General features: G+C 69.7%; 17 protein-coding genes and 1 tRNA gene. 9 read left to right on the top strand and 9 right to left on the bottom strand.

Translation table 11 applies throughout. The features are described 5' to 3' along the window. Nucleotides 1-32: 32 nt before the first annotated feature. The 4 genes from H0B56_RS17890 to H0B56_RS17875 all read left to right on the top strand — a co-directional run bounded on the left by H0B56_RS17890 (nucleotide 33) and on the right by H0B56_RS17875 (nucleotide 4234). Nucleotides 33-1541: an MFS transporter gene (locus H0B56_RS17890; RefSeq protein ID WP_180894245.1), complete on the top strand. Its 1509-nt coding sequence runs from the start codon at nucleotides 33-35 to the stop codon at nucleotides 1539-1541. Between the two features lie 356 nt (nucleotides 1542-1897). Beyond that, complete coding sequence (locus H0B56_RS17885; RefSeq protein WP_425484546.1) at nucleotides 1898-2611, top strand: DsbA family protein; 714 nt, start codon at nucleotides 1898-1900, stop codon at nucleotides 2609-2611. Beyond that, complete coding sequence (locus tag H0B56_RS17880; RefSeq protein WP_180894243.1) at nucleotides 2608-3234, top strand: vitamin K epoxide reductase family protein; 627 nt, start codon at nucleotides 2608-2610, stop codon at nucleotides 3232-3234. Before H0B56_RS17885 ends, H0B56_RS17880 begins: the two co-directional genes overlap by 4 nt. 202 nt (nucleotides 3235-3436) lie before the next feature. Beyond that, the gene (locus H0B56_RS17875; protein WP_180894242.1) at nucleotides 3437-4234 is read left to right on the top strand and encodes a DUF2470 domain-containing protein; all 798 of its coding nucleotides are present in this window, start codon (nucleotides 3437-3439) and stop codon (nucleotides 4232-4234) included. Nucleotides 4235-4241: 7 nt separating this feature from the next. Here H0B56_RS17875 and H0B56_RS17870 read toward each other — a convergent pair whose 3' ends face one another. The 4 genes from H0B56_RS17870 to H0B56_RS17855 form a co-directional block, all read right to left on the bottom strand. Then, complete coding sequence (locus H0B56_RS17870) at nucleotides 4242-6080, bottom strand: prolyl oligopeptidase family serine peptidase (RefSeq protein ID WP_180894241.1); 1839 nt, start codon at nucleotides 6078-6080, stop codon at nucleotides 4242-4244. An 84-nt stretch (nucleotides 6081-6164) separates the two neighbouring features. Next, nucleotides 6165-6238, bottom strand: a tRNA-Pro gene (locus H0B56_RS17865). Between the two features lie 27 nt (nucleotides 6239-6265). Next, nucleotides 6266-7237, bottom strand: a complete 972-nt coding sequence (locus H0B56_RS17860) for a metallophosphoesterase (protein ID WP_180894240.1) — start codon at nucleotides 7235-7237, stop codon at nucleotides 6266-6268. A gap of 26 nt (nucleotides 7238-7263) precedes the next feature. Continuing rightward, nucleotides 7264-9447 carry a transglycosylase domain-containing protein gene (locus tag H0B56_RS17855; RefSeq protein WP_180894239.1) on the bottom strand — a complete coding sequence of 728 codons (2184 nt, stop codon included), beginning with the start codon at nucleotides 9445-9447 and terminating at the stop codon, nucleotides 7264-7266. Between the two features lie 386 nt (nucleotides 9448-9833). Here H0B56_RS17855 and H0B56_RS17850 point away from each other — a divergent pair, with 386 nt between their 5' ends. Next, complete coding sequence (locus H0B56_RS17850) at nucleotides 9834-10136, top strand: WhiB family transcriptional regulator (protein WP_180894238.1); 303 nt, start codon at nucleotides 9834-9836, stop codon at nucleotides 10134-10136. Between the two features lie 28 nt (nucleotides 10137-10164). Here the strand turns inward: H0B56_RS17850 and bagB are convergent, their stop codons facing one another. The 3 genes from bagB to H0B56_RS17835 are packed head-to-tail and all read right to left on the bottom strand — an operon-like array spanning nucleotide 10165 to nucleotide 13391. Then, nucleotides 10165-11325, bottom strand: coding sequence for an ATPase BagB (gene bagB / locus H0B56_RS17845; protein ID WP_180894237.1), 1161 nt, complete (start codon nucleotides 11323-11325; stop codon nucleotides 10165-10167). 2 nt (nucleotides 11326-11327) lie between these two features. Then, a complete protein-coding gene (gene bagA / locus H0B56_RS17840; RefSeq protein WP_180894236.1) occupies nucleotides 11328-12350 on the bottom strand; it encodes an ATPase BagA in 1023 nt (340 codons plus the stop codon). A gap of 60 nt (nucleotides 12351-12410) precedes the next feature. Further along, nucleotides 12411-13391, bottom strand: a complete 981-nt coding sequence (locus H0B56_RS17835; protein ID WP_246361306.1) for an esterase/lipase family protein — start codon at nucleotides 13389-13391, stop codon at nucleotides 12411-12413. Between the two features lie 301 nt (nucleotides 13392-13692). Between H0B56_RS17835 and sp36 the strand changes: the two genes are divergently transcribed. From sp36 to H0B56_RS17815, 4 genes are all read left to right on the top strand, one after another. Continuing rightward, nucleotides 13693-13857: a Sp36 family protein gene (gene sp36 / locus H0B56_RS17830; protein WP_089301920.1), complete on the top strand. Its 165-nt coding sequence runs from the start codon at nucleotides 13693-13695 to the stop codon at nucleotides 13855-13857. Nucleotides 13858-13943: 86 nt separating this feature from the next. Beyond that, nucleotides 13944-14399, top strand: coding sequence for a RidA family protein (locus tag H0B56_RS17825; RefSeq protein ID WP_180894235.1), 456 nt, complete (start codon nucleotides 13944-13946; stop codon nucleotides 14397-14399). Next, on the top strand, nucleotides 14396-15178 hold the full coding sequence (locus H0B56_RS17820) for an NUDIX hydrolase (protein WP_180894234.1): 783 nt from the start codon (nucleotides 14396-14398) through the stop codon (nucleotides 15176-15178). Before H0B56_RS17825 ends, H0B56_RS17820 begins: the two co-directional genes overlap by 4 nt. Then, the gene (locus H0B56_RS17815; RefSeq protein ID WP_343063943.1) at nucleotides 15175-15969 is read left to right on the top strand and encodes an MBL fold metallo-hydrolase; all 795 of its coding nucleotides are present in this window, start codon (nucleotides 15175-15177) and stop codon (nucleotides 15967-15969) included. The genes H0B56_RS17820 and H0B56_RS17815 overlap by 4 nt, the downstream gene beginning before the upstream one ends. 404 nt (nucleotides 15970-16373) lie before the next feature. Here H0B56_RS17815 and H0B56_RS17810 read toward each other — a convergent pair whose 3' ends face one another. Both H0B56_RS17810 and H0B56_RS17805 read right to left on the bottom strand, forming a co-directional pair. After that, entirely contained in the window at nucleotides 16374-17048 is a 675-nt protein-coding gene (locus H0B56_RS17810) for a Crp/Fnr family transcriptional regulator (RefSeq protein WP_089301917.1), read from the bottom strand. A 294-nt stretch (nucleotides 17049-17342) separates the two neighbouring features. After that, nucleotides 17343-17594 (bottom strand): hypothetical protein, encoded by a 252-nt coding sequence (locus tag H0B56_RS17805; RefSeq protein WP_180894233.1) that lies wholly within the window; start codon nucleotides 17592-17594, stop codon nucleotides 17343-17345. Between the last annotated feature and the right edge of the window lie 114 nt (nucleotides 17595-17708).

Below are 17708 nucleotides of genomic sequence, written 5' to 3'. Positions count from 1 at the left end.
CGTACACGGAAGGATCCGCACCCTCCGGAGGCGTGGACCGCGCCACGTGGCGTGAGTGGCTGGGGCTGGCGGTCCTGACGTTGCCGGTGCTGGTGCTGGCCACGGATCTGACCGTGCTGTTCCTCGCCATGCCCTCGATCGCGACCGATCTTCATCCCGGCACCGCACAGATGCTGTGGATCCTGCACGTGTACGGCTTCCTCGTCGGCGGTTTCCTGATCACCATGGGCAGGTTGGGTGACCGCGTCGGCCGCCGCAGGCTGTTGCTGGGCGGCGGGGCCGTGTTCACGGCGCTCGTGGTGGTCGCGGCGTACTCGACGAGCGCGGGGATGCTCATCGCGGCACGCGCACTGCTCGGTGTGGCGGGCGCGACGCTGATGCCCTCGTCCTTCGCCCTGCTGCGCAACATGTTCCACGACGCCGGGCAGCGCAGGATCGCGATCTCGTTGCTGACGGGCGCGTTCACGGCTGGGGGTGCGCTGGGGCCGGTGCTGGGCGGGGCGCTGCTGGAGTTCTTCTGGTGGGGTTCGGTGTTCCTGGTCAACCTGCCTGCCCTTGTGTTGCTCGTGGCGGCGGGGCCGTTCGTACTTCCGGAGTACCGCGACCCGGACTCCCGGCCGCTCGACCTCATCAGCGTGGGCCTGTCGCTCGGCGCGGTACTCGGGGTGATCTACGGGCTGCAGGAGATGGTCGAACACGGTTTCCGGCCCGCCTACCTGGTTCCTGTCGTAGCCGGCCTTGCGTTCGCGGTGGTGTTCGTACGCAGGCAGCTGCGGCTGGCCGATCCGTTGCTGGACCTGACCCTGTTCGCCGAGCGCGCGTTCGGCGCGTCGGTGGGGGCCGTCCTGCTCACCGTGTTCGCGCTCGGGGGACTGCTGTTCCTGCTCACGCAGTACCTGCAATGGGTGGTCGGGCTTTCCCCGCTGGGTGCGGGTGTGTGGATGCTGCCCTTCGCGGGCGCGAACCTGGTCGGGGCGCTGCTCGCGCCGCTGTTGGCGCGATGGATGCGGCACGTGTGCGCGATGGGGCTCGGTTCGCTGCTCGGCGTGGTCGGCCTGGCCTTCTCCGCGGTGATCGGGATCGACGCGGGGCCCGCCGCGCTGATGGCCGGGGTGGGTGTCGCGGGGATCGGCGCGGGTGCGGTGGTGACGCTGGGCAGTGACTTGATCATCGGCACGGCCCCGCTCGAGCGCGCGGGTTCGGCCGCGGCGGTGCAGGAGGTCGCCGGTGAGATGGGACAGGCGCTCGGTACCGCGTTGCTCGGCAGCCTGGGATTGCTGGTATACGGGCGGAGCGTGCTCGAGCACCTCCCCGCGGGGGTGCCGGAGGACGCGGCCGCGGCAGCGCGGGCCGGTCCCGCCGAAGGCTTCGGCGCCGCCGGACGGCTGCAGGCCGGGGCGGGCGAGAGGCTGCTCGACGTCCTGCGCGAGGCGTTCGGCCACGGGCTGGTCGCGGCGATGTCGGTTGGCGTCGTGGTGTTTCTGCTGCTGTTCGTGGCGGCGGTGGGCGCACTGTTACGGCCGGAAAGCAGGCACCGCTAGCGTGCTCGGTCGTGACGTCGTCCGGTAGGGCGAGCAGGCCATCGACGGCGTCGGCGCCGCGTGGCGACGGACCTCTGTGGACGACGTTCTGACCGGGTGACCGGGGACCGACGCGGCCACGGTCGGAGTCGGGCCCCGGCAGGTCAGCCCGAACGCGGGTGCATCGTGGCGGCCAGCGGTCCGCAAGGTGGCCTGCCCTGACAGCGCGCCGATCAGGTACGTTGAGCGAGAATTGGCCAGTCGGCCGCTCGCGACGACGCCCAGGATGGGGTTGGACGGCGCGGAGGGGTGCGGTGGTCACTCACGCGTACGCACACACAGTCGGGTGGGAAGGCGTGTAGAACACGATGTCGAATGTGACCAAGGACGCGCGCGGTGGCGGGATCTCGCTCAACATCGTGCTGACCGCCGCTGTCGTGGTAGTAGCGGTGCTGGTGATCGGTGGCGTGCTGCTGTTCGGCGGCGGGGCGGACGACGAGGCGGTGCCTGCGGAGGTGCTGCACCCGGAGGGCAGTCACACCCTGACCGAGGCCGAGGACGGCGAGGTCACCGTGGTGGAGTTCCTGGACTTCCAGTGCGGTGCCTGTGCGGGCTTCTACCAGAACATCACCCGGGAACTCGAGCGCGACTACGAAGGCGAGATCACGTTCGTGGTGCGCAACCTCCCGCTCGACATGCACCCCCTCGCGGAGCCGGCGGCGTATGCAGCCGAGGCGGCGGCGCTGCAGGACTCCCATTCGGAGATGTACCACGCGCTGTTCGACAACTACACGGAGTGGGCGCGCGACGAGAGCGGTCAGCGGCCGAGCGAGGACGTGGAGCGCGCCCGCGAGATGTTCGCGGGCTACGCCGAGGACATCGGCCTTGACGTGGAGCGTTTCCGTGCGGACATGGACTCGCCGGAAGTGCGCGAGCGGGTGAGCAGGGACCTCGCCGACGCCGAGGAGGCCGGTGCGAGCAGTACGCCCACCTTCTTCGTCAACGGCGTGAAGTTCGAGCCGGAGAGTAAGGGCTTCCAGGCCATCGACGCGGAGCTGCGCGAGACGATCGACGAGGAGCTGGGCCGGTGACCGTCCCGGCGATCACGAGCGGAGCGCGCGAGCGGGGCGGCCCCGGGATCCACACGCTCGGCTGGCTTTACCTCGTGGCGGGTGCCATCGGGTTCGTGGCCTCGGCCACGCTCATGATCGAGCGGGTGGCGTCGCTGCGCGACCCCGATTATGTCGTCAGTTGCAGTATCAACCCGGTGGTCGCCTGCGGGTCGGTCATGGACAGCCCGCAGGCCGAGGCGTTCGGTTTCCCCAACCCGCTGATGGGGATCGCGGGGTTCGCCGTGGTCGTCACGTCCGGTGTGGGGTTGCTGGCAGCGTTCCGGCCGCCCCGGTGGTACTGGCTGGGGATGCTGGCGGGCACGACGTTCGGCCTGCTGCTCGTGCACTGGCTGATCTATCACAGCCTGTACACGATCGAGGCTCTCTGCCCGTACTGCATGGTCGTGTGGGCGGTGACGGTACCGATCTTCTGGTACACGCTGCTGCGCGTGCTGCGCCACGAGCTCTGGTTGCCCGGCCCCGTCGCGTGGCTGGTCGACCGGGTGGCGCGGCTGCACACGTTCGTGCTCGCCCTGTGGTTCCTCGGCATCGCCGCCCTGATCGTGTGGGTGTTCTGGGACTACTGGTCCGCCCTGCTGTAGGCGGCTCCCACGAGGTCGGTGGCCGCCCGGCCCGCCGAGGGGGGGGGGAGCCCAATGTGACCCTTGGCTCCCTCTACGGAACCGAGGTCACCTTCGGCTCCCTCCCCGCGCGGGCTCGCGTCCTCCGTTCGAGGAGCCCTCTTTCCCGCATCGGCAATATTGGTTAGGCTAACCTTATTAGTCGAGAGGGAGGAGGCACGCCGTGACTCGACGCCCCCCGACCCCGGAACCGGCGGAGCGGGCCAAGTCGATCGTGGTCCGCCGTGGACCGGTGACGCTCGCGACGCCGGCTACCGGCGACGGCCCCGATCCGGCGCCGGTAGCCGCTGAGCTGCACCACCTGCACTCGGACGGCACGCTCAGCCTGGTATTCGGCAGTGACAAGGCGGATCAGGTGGCCACAGCGGACGGTAGCCTGCGTGCCACGAGCGTGGTCGAGCTCGTCGACGTCGCACCGGTGGGGCTGCGTGAACCTGCCAGGGGACTGTTGTGGATCACAGGGGACGTGCGCCTGCTCGATGCCGTAGAGGCGCACGACCGCGCGCTCCGCATCGCCGAGCGCACCCCGCATCCGGGCTTGCTGGATGTCGGGCACGGCGCGAGCGTGCTCTGCGTGCATCCCGTCTCGGTCGTACTGTCCGACGGCGAGGGCACCGAGCCGGTTCGCCTCCCGGAGTTCTGCGCGGCGCTGCCGGACCCGTTCAGCCGCTGGGAGTCCCGGTGGCTGGCACACCTGGAGTCCGGTCACCCGGAGGTGCTGTGCGAGCTGACGCGGCACGTACCGCCGAGCGTGCCCGCTGGGCCGCTCCGCCCGCTCGGGCTCGACCGCTTCGGGCTGCGCCTGCGGGTGGAGTCCCCGGCAGGCGATCACGACATCCGCATGGCCTTCTCACGGCCCGCCCGGAGCCTGCGCGATGTGGAGCGCGAGGTACGCAGGCTGCTCGGCAGCCCGTGCACATCCCCGCGCGCGACGACGTCCGGTTGGCCGGTGAGCGGCTGAGCGGGGCTCAGGCCAACCCGACAGCACGCATGGCGAAGTGCACCTCGACGGCGACCTGGCTCAGCGTCTCGGCGACCACGAGCGAGCCGTGGCCCGCGTCGTACCGGTAGAACTCGTACGGCGCGCCCCGCTCGGCCAGCCGGTCCAGGTAGTTCTCGATCTGCCTGATCGGGCAGCGCGGATCGTTGTCCCCGGCCAACACCAGTACCGGGGCGCGCACGGCATCCACGTACGTGATCGGTGAGCAGTCCGTGTAGACCTGGGGCACCTCATCGGGGGAACCGCCGAACAGTGCCTTGTCGAACGAGCGCAGCTGCTCCATCTCGTCGGCGTAGGCGGCCACGTAGTCCGCGACCGGCACGCCTGCCACGCCGGCAGCCCACCGTTGAGGCTGGGTGCCGAGCGCGAGCAGGGTCAGGTACCCGCCCCAGGACGCGCCGGCCACCACGCACCTGCCGGGATCGGCCAGCCCGCTGTCCACGGCCCAGTCGTGTACCGCGGCGACGTCCTCCAGCTCGGTCAGTCCTGGCCGCCCCTCGATGGCGTCCCGCCAGGCCGACCCGTAGCCCGTCGACCCCCTGTAGTTGACCTCCACCACCGCGAAACCCGCGTCCAGCCAGGTAGCCCGGTAGGCGGAGAACCGGTCCTCGTCGGCGGCGTGCGGCCCGCCGTGCAGCACGAACGCCGTGGGGAGCCGGACATCCGGTACCGCACCGGGCGGCCGGGACACCAGCGCGTGCACCTGCCCGGCGGGACCGGTCACGAACGCGTCCGTGACCGGCACGGACTCCGGCGCGCGTTCCCCTGGCGGGTTCAGCAGCACCCGGTCCGTACCGTCCGGGGCCTGGGCCCGGATCACCGGCGGGGTGTGCGCGGCCGACCAGGAGTACTCCACCGTGCCGTCCGGCCGTACCCCTGCCCCGCCGATCCGCCCAGCGGGAGTGCCCAGGTCGGTCAGCGCACCCGTGGTGATGTCGTAATGGTGCAGGGAGCTGCGACCGGACCGGAAATGCAGCACGAGCAGCGCCGAGGCGTCCGGGTACCAGGTCGCCAGGACGTCCCCCGGCAGGTCGAGCGCGATCTCGGTCTCCCGGCCGGTCTCGGGATCCCAGATCAGCAGCTCGTCCTTGCCCCGGCGCTCGTGCGAGACGAGCAACCGCGAGTCGCCAGCCACCGGGGAGAACTCCAGGGCACCCAGGCCCTTACCCGCACCGTCCCACTTGTCGGCAACGGTGCCGAACCCGTCGGTGCGCAGCACCCGCAGCGCCGGGTGGCGGGAGTCACCGTGCTCGGAGTGCGCGATCGCCAGCAGCCGCTCGTCGCGGGACAGCGCGGACACCCCCGCGTCGTCGTCGCTGCTGTAGAACTGCGTCGTGCCGCCGCCGGTGTGGGCGTACAGGGTGCTGCCGGCGTCGGTGGACACCCCGGCCGCGGTGAGGCCGCGACCGATCTCCAGCCCGGCCGGGTAACCATCGGGAACGTCCGGCAGGGCCCGTTCGGCGGCGCTGCCCGAGGCGTGGAACGGCTCGCGCACCCACGAGCCGAACTCGTCGCCGTCGGTGTCGTCGAACCACCAGATCGACTTGCCGTCCGGTGAGAGGGTGGCTATGACCGTGCCGTTCGGCCGGTCGGTGATCTTGCGGTGCTCGTCGGTGGTGCGGTCCCAGGTGTAGACCTCCCACACCCCGCTGGCGTTGGAGACGTAGATATTGGCTTCCGGCGCGTCCAAGGCCCAGTCGGGTGTGGATATGCGCGCCGCGGTGAACCGGGCGCGCCAGCGAGCGTCCGCCTCGGCGTCACTGATGAGTCGATCGGGAACCTGGGGAGCGGGATGGCTGCGAGTCACCCCACGATCGTGCCAAAAGAAAAGCCGGAGGCGGTGACCGGTACCTTTCCGGTACCGCACGACCGCCTCCGGCTTTCCCTGCCGTCGGGGTGGCGGGATTTGAACCCACGACCTCCTCGACCCGAACGAGGCGCGCTCCCAAGCTGCGCTACACCCCGGTATGGCTGAACGGGCCGCGGATAAGTCTAGCCGACGTCGCTGCCGGCGTTGCAGCGGGCTCGGTTGTGATGGCCTGCCGCTGGTCGTGGGACCAGCGTGAGCAGGCTGGCCTCCGGACGGCAGGCGAACCGCACCGGCGCGAACGGCGACGTGCCGAGCCCCGCTGAGACGTGCAGCCACATGTGCGCTCCCCAGCGGGACGCGCCGCGTGCCCGGGAGCGGTCGAGCTCGCAGTTGGTGACCAGTGCGCCGACACCGGGGATGCGCAGCTGCCCGCCGTGGGTGTGCCCGGCAAGCACCAGGTCGTAGCCGTCGTCGGCGAACCGGTCCAGCACCCGGGGTTCCGGGGAGTGGGTCAGGCCGAGCCGCAGCGTCGCCGCACTGTCCGGCCTGCCTGCGATCGCGCTGTAGCGGTCGTAGCCGAGGTGCGGGTCGTCCACCCCCGCGGCGTGCACGGTCCCGCCGCCTACTCGCACCCGGTTCGCGCTGTGCGTCATGTCGTGCCAGCCGCGTTCCAGGAACACCGCACGGAGGTCCTCCCACGGCAGCTCCGGGCCGTGAATGCGCTTCTTGCGGCCTTCCGGCATCAGGTAACGGGCGGGGTTCTTCGGTTTGGGCGCGTAGTAGTCGTTGCTACCGAAGACGAACATGCCCGGCAGGTCGAGCAGCGGCTCGAGGGCGCGCAGCACGGCTGGCACAGCCTGGCGATGGGACAGGTTGTCCCCGGTGTTGACGACCAGGTCGGGTTCCAGCGCGCGTAGCGCGGCGACCCAGCGCTGCTTGGACCGTTGCGCGGGAAGCATGTGCAGGTCCGAGATGTGCAGGATGCGCAGCGGGCGCGCGGACTCCGCGAGGACCGGGAGCTCGGCTGTGCGTAGCGTCCAGAGCCTGCGCTCGATGACGGCGGCGTAGGTCAGGCCCGCCGCGCCCGCGGCGGCCGTCGCCGCCGCCGCGCGCAGTGTCGAGCCGTGCGGGCTTGCCGGAGCTGGGGTGGTCACGGCCCGAGCATACGTCCCTGGTGGGCTCACTCGTCCTTGACGTTCCGGTACGGGCCCGGTGTCTCGGGGATGGGCTTCTCGTCCGCACCGTCGAGGATCTCGCTCATCGCGCCGAACCAGGTCTGGGCCGGGGTGCGCCCACCGAACATCGTTCCTTCGTCGGCATCGCAGGCGTGCACGTTGCCCGGCCCGTTGTAGCACAGCCCTCCGTTGGGCCGGTCCGGCCGGAACACCATCGCGCCGCCGGACAGCTGCGGGGTGGCACCGAGGAACGCACCCGAGCTGTTGTTCTGCGTCGTGCCGGTCTTGCCGATCATGGGACGTTCGCCCCAGTCCGCCTCGGAAGCGGCCCGGTGCGCCGTACCGCCCGGCAGGTGGTCCTTGCTGAGCCCGTCGGCGAGGGCGTGCGCCACGTCCTCCTCAACGGCCTGCTCGCATTCCTCTTCCTCGATCTCCACGGTGTCGCCGTTGCGGTCGACGACCTCGCGGATCGGGGTCGGCGGGCACCACACCCCGTCGCTGAGGATCGTGGCGCCCACGTTGGCGAGCTCGAGCCCGCTCAGCGCGGCGGGACCCAGCGTGAAGGAACCGAGACCGGGGGAGTTGCCGGACGGGCCGAAAAGCTCCTTCTGGCTCACCGCCAGGGCCCGGTTGTCCGACTCCGGGTCGGGCTCGGCGCCTGCGTCGTTCCTGGCCATGGATCGGCGCATGCCGAGCTTGCTGGCCAGCTCCACGATGTTGCCCATGCCGGCCTTCTCGGCGAGGATCACGAACGCGGTGTTCGGTGACTGGGCGAGGGCGTCCTGCAGCGTCAGCTTCGACGGGAACTCGGCGCCCTCCGCGTTGGTCACGCAGTACTTCTTGTCGCCGTACTGGTTCAGTGGCGGGCACTGGGGCTGCTTGCTGACGAACACCTCGGAGACGTGCCGGTCCGGGACGTCGATCTCGTCGTAGACCCCGGTGACGCCCTCCCGGAGGGCGGCGGCCGCGGTGAAGATCTTGTACGCCGATCCCGCCCCGGTGACGTTGGTGACCGCCGATGGCAGTGCCCAGCTGGACTGCCCCTTCTCGGGGTCGGTGCCGTAGTCCTTGTTGGCCGCGAGCGCGACCACCTCCCGCCGCTCCTTGCCGGGACGTACCAGCGAGAGCGTGTTCGCCACGTTGTCCTCGGTCTTGTCGACCTGCTCCTCGGCGGATTCCTTGGCGCTCCGGTTGACGTCGCGTTCGAGGGTGGTCTTGATCGTGTAGCCGCCCTGGTAGAGGTCCTGCTTGTCGATGCCGGACTCGATCAGGTAGTCCTCCACGTACTGGCAGAAGAAGCCGTGCTCGGGCCCGGCGCCGGTGCAGTTGGCAGGCGGCCTGTTCGGCCCGTCCGCGACGACCCCGAGCGGCTCCTCCTTGGCCTCCTCGGCGTCTTCCTCGGACAGCTTGCGGTTCTGCACCATCAGGTCGATCACCAGGTCGCGCCGCTCCTTGGCGCGTTCCGGGTAGTTCCAGGGGTCGTGCATCGCCGGGTTGATCACCATGCCTGCCAGTAGCGCCGACTCCGCGACCGTGAGGTCCTCGGCCTCGGTGTCGAAGTACGAGCGCGCGGCAGCGCCGACGCCGTAGATCTCGTGGGTGAACTCGACGACGTTCAGGTAGCCGGTGAGGATCTGTTCCTTGCTCATCCGGTTCTCGAGCTGGATGGCGATCCGGGCTTCCTGCAGCTTGCGTGCGATGGTCTGTTCCCTGGCGCGCTGCTGCCCGATCCGGTCCTCCGGGTCGTCCCCGCCGTGCACGACGTTGATCAGGTAGTTCTTGACGTACTGCTGGGTCAGGGTCGACGCACCTTGCGTGTCACCGCTCGTCTGGTTGGTGATGGCGGCACGGACGGTGCCCTTCCAGTCCACCCCGTGGTGCTCGTAGAAGCGGCGATCCTCCACCGAGATCAGCGCCCACTTCATCGCGTCGGAGATCTGGTCGCCGGCCTTCGGGATGCGGTACTGGTCGTACAGCGTCGCGATGGGCTCGTCGTTCGCGTCGGTGATGGTGGTGACCAGCGGCGGCGGATCGTTCGCGAGCTCGGCGGACATGTTGTCCACCGTGGCGCTGGCTTCGTTGGACATCACCCCGAGGCCACCGACGACCGGGAAGAGCAGGCCCGCCACGAGGCCACCGGCGAGCAGGCACAACCCGACGAGTTTCAGCAATCCGTCCGTCTTCCGCACACCATGAGGGTACTCAATGCGACGGTCGATCGTTGGCAGTCAGGATCTGCTCCAACTGGGTGAGACGGCTCGGCCGTGGGTGGCCGTGGCCGTGGCGCGGCGGGGCGATACGACTGCTGCCGTGCCGAGCCGGGAACGGTCCGATATGTGAACTGCCCCCGGGAATCGGATACCGACGGAACCGATCGGTGCTGCCGCGCGTCAACCACTCCGGAGAGCTCGAACGGGACGGCATACGCTCTCCGCCTCCGGGTGGGTCACCCGACCGTCAGGTAGGCCACGGGTCGTCCGATAGGGTAAGACGCAAGGAGACCAGAGCATGACTGTGGGGTACGTCTCCTGGAGTGATGCGCTGGTCGCGGAGACCAGTTGAGGGAGCTGGGGGCATGAACGACGCGAGTACTGAGGGTTATCTTCGGTCCGATTGGCGTATCTGGGCCTCGTGCAGGGACAGCGACCCCGACGGCCTCTTCGTGCAAGGCGCTGAGCAGCACCGTGCCAAGACCGTCTGCATGGGCTGCCCGGTGCGTGCCGAGTGCCTCGCCGAGGCTCTGGACAACAGGATCAACTTCGGTGTCTGGGGCGGCATGACCGAGCGGGAGCGCCGCGCGCTGCTGCGCCGCCGTCCCGATGTGGACTCCTGGCACGAGCTACTCGATCAGGCAAAACGGCACCACGTGGCCTCGTGAGCGAGATCGCGTGTACAGCTCGCGCGGTTCACGCACGGTCGCGTGCGGCCGAGGCCAGCCGGTCGCCGATCGCGCGGAGGCCGTCGATGTCGTGCACGTCGGTTGGCAGCGCGGGCACGCCTGCGACCTCGACCGACGGGTGCGCTTTCGTGAACCGTGCGAGCAGGCGCTGCTCCCGCTCGGCGAGTGCGACCCGGTCGGCGTGCAGGCGCAGCACGGCCTCGGTGACCGAACCGCCTTCCCCGTTACCCGCGAGCGCGTCGGCGGCGGCCAGGGCCTTGTTCGCGGATACATCGGCCAGCACCGGGTGGGTTCGGTTCGCGATCAGCCCGGTCAGCGGCATGGACTCCTCGGAAAGCCGCTCCACGAAGTAGCTCGCCTCCCGCAGCGCGTCCGGTTCGGGCGCGGCGACCACGAGGAACGCGGTGTCCGCGGAGCGCAGCAGCTCCGCGGTTTTCGTCGCCCGTTCCCGGAACCCACCGAACATCGTGTCGAAGGCCTGCATGAACGCGGAGGCGTCGGCGAGGAACTGGCCGCCGACCACGGTCGAGACCGCCTTGGAGAACATGGAGAAACCCGCGGAGACGACCTTGCGGACGCCCCAGCCGCCCGCGCGAGCGGGACCGGCGAGCATCTTGATCATGCGGCCGTCCAGCGCGCTGGACAGCCTGCCCGGCGCGTCGAGAAAGTCGAGCGCGGAGCGGCTCGGTGGCGTGTCGACGATGATCAGGTCCCATTCGTCCGATGCGACCAGCTGCCCCAGCTTCTCCATCGCCATGTACTCCTGCGTTCCGGAGAACGACGACGAGATGGTCTGGTAGAAGGGGTTCGCCAGCAGCTGCTCGGCCCGCTCCGGCCCGGCGTGCGCCAGCACCATGTCGTCGAAGGTGCGGCGCATGTCGAGCATCATCGCCCACAGCTCACCCTTCGGGTCGAAACCCTCCACCGTGATCTTCTTCGGGTGGTTACCGAGCTCGCGTAGGCCGAGCGACTGTGCGAGCCTGCGCGCCGGGTCGATGGTCAGCACGACCGTCTGCCTGCCACGTTCGGCGGCGCGCAGCGCGAGCGCCGCGGCTGTGGTCGTCTTGCCGACGCCGCCGGAACCACAGCAGACCACCACCTTGGTCTCCGGGTCGTCGATCAGGCCGTCGGTGTCGATGCCGGTGTACTCCGCTGCCGTGCCCGTCATGGTCAACGCACCCCCTGCTCGACGAGAAGGTCGGCGAACTCGTACAGCGCCGCCACGTCGACTCCCGAAGCCAGCTCCGGCAACTCGAGCGCGGGCAGGTCGCCTTCGGCGAGCTGGTTCAGCGCCGACTGCTCGGATGTGACCCGGATCGCGTGTTCGGTCGCCTCGTCGATCAGCCCTTCGAGGGCGTCCTGGCCGAAGGAGTAGCCGACCGTCGCCAGGTCGCCGCGTAGCCGTTCGACGTCCATACGGCCCTCGGTCGCTTCGGCCAACGTCTCCTGCGGCAGCCGCACGGGACGCATCCGGTTGATCAGAACGGCGCCGGGCCGCAGGTCCGCCTCGTCGAGCTCGGTCACGGCCTCGAGGGTCTCGCGGACCGGCATCTCCTCGAGCAGCGTCGTGATGTGCACGACCGTGTTGTCCGAGTGGACCAGCTTGACGACGGCCTCGGCCTGCCCACGGATCGGTCCGGTCTTGGCGATGTCGGTCAGTGCCCTTGTCACGTCCAGAAACTTCACCACTCGCCCGGTCGGCGGCGCGTCTACGACGACATAGTCGTAGGCGTACCTGCCGTCCGAGTCGGTGCGCGTGACGCACTCCTTGATCTTTCCGGTGAGCAGGACGTCGCGGAGCCCGGGTGCGAGTGTGGTCGCGAACTCGACGGCACCCATCCTGCGCAGCGTGCGGCCGGCGAATCCGAGGTTGTAGAACATCTCGAAGTACTCCAGCAACGCCGCTTCCGCGTCGATGTGCAGCGCCCGCAGGTCACCGCCACCCCGCGTGGAGGCGATGTGCCGTTCCCCGTACGGCAGCGGCTCGCTCTCGGTCACCTGCGCGATGCCCTGGCGTCCCTCCACCTCGACCAGGAGCACCCGGCGACCGCCGCTGGCCAGCGCAAGACCGAGCGAGGTCGCCAGGGTCGTCTTACCGGTTCCGCCCTTGCCGGTGACGAAATGCAGGCGTGCTCGGGTGAGTTCCTCGGTCCAGCCGATGCCCGCCGTCGCCGGGCCACTGATGGAAGTCATCACGGGCAAGCCTAAGGGGTCCGGTGGATCGGGCGAAGCAGGCTTCGTGCCGCCTGGCGGTTACGGCGCCCCGATGGGGCTGACGAACCGGCACGGGACCGGCTCGGCGTGCTCCGGATCCAGCGCGTTCAACACGTGGTCGAGCGCGTTGGGGTTGAACGCGACGCCGGCGTGCCCGCTGAAGTCGCGCGCGCACTCCTCCTGCAGCACGATGTTGGTGATGTTCTCGCCCCGCGCGATGCCGCTGGTGTACGGCACGACCAGCTCGTCGTAGCGGGTGACGATGTTGGTGTAGCTGACGTCCGGGTCGAAGGTCCCCTTCGCGTGCAGTCGCTTGAGGAAGTCCGAGCCGCGCAGGAACTGCGAGCAGGACTCGCACGCCTGGTCGAGCGCGAGGTCGACGACGGGACGCAGGCCGAGCACCTTCGCGTAGGCGTAGAGGGTGTCCAGCCCGAGCAGCGCGGTGCCCTCCCACAGCGGCGTGAGGCTGATGTAGTCGTCGACATGGTCGGCCCCGTCGAGGAAACGAACGTAGTAGCTGGGCATGAGGGTGCCTTGGGAATGCCCCACCAGGTCCACCTGCTCCGCCCCGGTCGCGCCGCGCACCTCGGTCACGAACGCGGCCAGTTCCTCGGCACTTGACTCCATCGTCGTCATCCCGCCCGGCGTGTAGAGCGGCGTGCTCACCCCGTCCTTCACCCCGTATGTGAGAGAGAACACACAGTAGCCTTCCTCGGCCAGCCGGGGCGCGAACTTCTGCCAGTTCGCCGCCTGGGTCGCGGCGAGGCCGTGGACCAGCACGACCGGGTCGGGATGCTCCTCGTCCGGTGTGCATGACCAGTCGTTCGAGCCGGGCGGGGAGGTGTCCGGGTCGCCGATGTCGAGCACGTTCGGCCGGATCTGCCGCTCCCCCGCTGCCGTTGCCGGAGGTTGTGCCCTGGCCCCTGCCGAGGGCCCTGCCGTGGCGTGAGCGAGGGCAGGGGCCGCCAGGCCGAGCAGCATGACGAGCAACCCGGTGAGCACCGTTCGGAACGCGCGCATGGTCCACCTTTCGCCGCGGGAGGAACCGGCCGATCATCACCCCAGCGAGGCGAGCCGCCCCGTGAGAATGCGCACGAGGCTATCCGTGCGGGGCGGGCGTCACAAGTAGCCAGGGGGCGGCTGGCCGGTGACCGGTGGCCGCGCCGGCCGGGCGCTGTGATCATGGTGCTGCCGATACCGGAGACGCGTAGCAGGGCCTGGATCACGAGGCACTAGGCTCCCAGGAGACAGCACGGTGGGATAACCACGGTGCGACAGGCACAGTAGGACCAGCGCCGATTCGCGAGATGAGGATGTTGCCGTGAGCGCGACCCAGTGGGAGTACGCCACCGTTCCGTTGTTGATCCACGCGACCAAGCAGATCCTGGACCAGTGGGGTCAGGACGGCTGGGAGCTGGTCACCGTGCTGCCGAACCCGACCGGTGAGCAGCACGTCGCCTACCTCAAGCGGCCACTGGAGAGCTGACCGGCACGGTTGGTTACCCGGCCGGGGTGCGTCACCCGGGCCGCCGGTATGGCCCACCAGGAGTGGCACGGAGAAAGGGGTAAGGGATGAGCTGGAGTGCGCGACTGGCCGAGCTCGACATCTCGCTTCCACCGGTGGTCGCCCCGGTCGCCGCGTACGCGCCCGCGGTGCGCACCGGGTCGCATGTCTACACGGCGGGTCAGGTGCCGATGGTGGAGGGCTCGCTGCCCGCTACCGGCAAGGTCGGTGCCGAGGTCACCGCGGAGCAGGCACAGGACCTCGCGCGTACGTGCGCGCTCAACGCGCTCGCGGCGGTGCACGACCTGGTAGGGATCGACGCGGTGGTGCGCATCGTGAAGGTGGTGGGGTTCGTGGCCTCCGCCGAAGGGTTCACCGGTCAGCCCGGTGTGCTCAACGGTGCCTCGGAGCTGCTCGGCGAGGTCTTCGCCGAGGCAGGAGTGCACGCCCGCTCGGCCGTCGGGGTCGCCGAGCTTCCCATGGGCGCGCCCGTGGAGGTCGAGATGATCGTCGAGGTCGCATGACCGGTGAGCGCGGGCAGGAGCACGGTGGCGTGCCGATCAGGCCGGCCGCGACCGTCATCCTGCTCCGCGACGGCGACGCGGGCGTCGAGGTCTTCCTGCAGCACCGGGTAGCGAGTATGGACTTCGCAGGCGGGATGACCGTGTTCCCCGGCGGCGGAGTCGACCAGCGCGACTCGGAGTCCTCGGTTGCCTGGCAGGGCCCGGAACCCGCGGAGTGGGGCGCCGAGCTCGACTGCGACGCCTCGCTGGCCAGAGCGCTGGCCTGCGCGGCGGTGCGGGAGACATTCGAGGAGTCCGGTGTGTTGCTCGCCGGTCACACCGACGGGACGGTGGTCACCGACACCGGCCCGTACGCGTGGGCGCGCCAGGCGCTGGTCACACGGGAGCTGTCGCTGGCGGCCTTCCTCGCCGAGACGGGGCTGATACTGCGTGCCGACCTGCTGCGACCCTGGTCGCACTGGCTGACGCCGGAGGGTGAGACGAGGCGTTACGACACCCGCTTCTTCCTCGCCGCGTTACCGGAGGGCCAGCTGGCCGACGGTGCGACGTCGGAAGCAGCGGGCTCGGGATGGCAGCGCCCCGCCGACGCCTTGGACGATGCGAGGCAAGGGCGCACCATGATGATGCCGCCGACGTGGTCGAACCTGTCCGACCTCGCCGAGGTGCCGTCGGTGGCCGACGCGCTGGCCGCGCAGCGCAGGGTCGAACGGACCACGCCCCGGCTGGTGCGCGATGACGAGGGAGTACGGCTCGTGATTGACGGACGGGAGTGGTCGTGAGGGGCGAACTCGAACATCCGGCCTACGGTCGGCTGCGTGCGGTCAGCTCGGTGGCCGCGGTGCTGCTGGAGAACAACCCGTCCTCGATGACCCTGGAGGGGACGAACAGCTGGCTGTTGCGTGCGGCCCCTGAGGAGCCGTGCGTGGTCGTCGACCCGGGGCACCACGACCCCGAGCACCTGGAGGCGATCGGCGAAGCGGCAGGGAGGGTCGCGGCCATCCTGGTCACGCACCACCACCCCGATCACGTCGAGGGCGCCGACCGGCTCGCCGAGCTGGTGGGGGCGCCGGTGCGGGCTTTCGACCCCCAGCTGTGCCGTGCCGCGCCCGCGCTGGCGGACGGGGAGTCGTTCCACCTCGCCGGGTTGGATATCGCTGTGCTGCACACCCCGGGCCACACGGCCGACTCGGTGACGTTCGTGGTGGAGCACCCGGAACGCACACACGTGCTCACCGGCGACACCATTCTCGGGCAGGGCACGACCGTGCTGTCGGACCTCGGCGACTACCTGGACTCGCTGCGCAAGCTCGCCGAGTTGCCTGCGGGCGCGCTGGGCCTGCCGGGGCACGGTGCGGAGCTCGCCGACCTGCGCGCGACGGTGCGTGCGTACCTCGCTCATCGAGAGCAGCGCCTCGACCAGGTGCGCGGCGCGCTGCGTGAGCTGGGACGGGACGCGGACGCCCGGCGAGTCGTCGAGTTCGTCTACGCGGATGTCGATCCGGCGCTGTGGGGAGCCGCTGAGATGAGCGTGCGGGCGCAGCTCGACTACCTCCGCCAGCGGGGCGAGTGACCGACCCGGGTATCACGTCTCGATAACGACTTCACCCGGCCGGGTAGCTGTTTGGCAACGAATTGCTCCAGCTGTACGTCCTACAGGGTGAATCGGCTTGAGACAAGCCGTAGGCATCGTGGACCGTGGTAAGTCGCAGCACCTGGCAGCCGGGTACTACGGCGGCGAACAGGGTGCTGAGCCATACAACAGAATGCGGAAAAACTCCCTCCGGTATCGGGTCGGGGCCTTCAGCCGGAGGGCGGGGAGACGCGGTACGTCGGGGGATGGACCGCGCGCAACAAGGGCCGGTGCGCCACGTCGGGGGTGGCGCCCGGCCCTTGTTGATGTGTCAGGTTTCGTCGTCGCGGTCGCCGACGCGGATCGTGTCCCGGCATCGGCGTAGAGGTCTGCGGTCGCCTCGGTCACCGTGCCCTGCGGGCGAGCCGTTCGGGGTCGAGGATCAGCACGCTCTTGCCCTCCAGCCGCAGCCAGCCACGGTGCGCGAAATCCGCGAGGGCCTTGTTGACGGTCTCGCGCGATGCCCCCACGTACTGGGCGATCTCTTCCTGGGTGAGGTCGTGGGTGACCCGCAGCAACCCGGCTTCCTGGCTGCCGAACCGTTGCGCCAGCTGGAGCAGCGCCTTGGCGACACGGCCGGGAACGTCGGTGAAGATGAGCTCCGCGACCATGTTGTTGGTACGGCGCAGCCTGCGGGCGACGACACGCAGCAGCTGCTCGGAGATCTCCGGGCGGGTGGAGATCCACTGCCGCAGCGCCGCCCGGTCCATCACCACCGCGCGGACCTCGGTCACGGTCGTCGCGGTCGACGTCCGCGGGCCGGGGTCGAAGATCGACAGCTCACCGAACATGTCGGAGGGCCCGAAGATGCCCAGGAGGTTCTCCCGGCCGTCGGCCGACTTGCGCCCGATCTTCACCTTGCCCGACTGGATGATGTACAGCTTGTCGCCCGGTTCACCCTCGTTGAAGATGACGTGGCCGCGCGGGAAGTCCACGCTCTCCAGGGTCTGTACGAGCGCCTCAGCCGCTGCTGGTTCCACGCCCTGGAAAATGCCCGCGCGGGCGAGGGTCTCATCCACCTCAGTGCCTCCTGTTGACACGCGACCGCCGTCCTCGGCGTGAGGATGCGTGCCGCCGAATCACTGTGCCCAATCTAACGTTCCCGGCCATCTGCGGCCGGCAGGTTCGGCACAGTATGTTGTGTTCGGTGTAGTCGCCTTTCGAACCAGCCTCGACAAGCCGAAAGACGTCCTCATTACGTTGTGAAGTGTAAGTCGTACCGCATGCTGGCAAAGCAGACCCGCCGTTCTCGGGCGAGTCCGACCCGGTTGGGTGAGTGCAGGATGCGGTCAGCCTTACGCCGGCGGGGAAGTCTACTCCTGTGCCTGGCCGGGGTGTGACTTGGCTCCCGCGCGGCCCACCCGGCGCAGCCGGAACAGCTCGAGAGCGCGTCCGATCCCGTACCCGTACAGCGCGCGCACCTCGTTGGGGCGGGCCTGCTCGAGGAACTCCTCGACGTCCTCACCGCGCACCGAGACATGGCGAAGACGATCCTCCACGCGTTCCATGAACAGCGCGAAGCCCATGACGATCAGCGGGACTGCGACTACGAACCACACCGTCATGCCCCTATCCTCGCCCATCCGTGGCCTCGCCGGTGACCGGGGTAGCACAACCGGTCGACAGCGCACGCCCGTACTCTGGATGCGTGCCATCCTCGATCGATCCGGAATCCGGGA

This window comes from Haloechinothrix aidingensis (assembly GCF_013450155.1).
Lineage (GTDB): Bacteria > Actinomycetota > Actinomycetes > Mycobacteriales > Pseudonocardiaceae > Haloechinothrix > Haloechinothrix aidingensis.
Note: the sequence above shows the minus strand (reverse complement) of the source record. Positions and strands in the feature narration are given on the sequence as shown.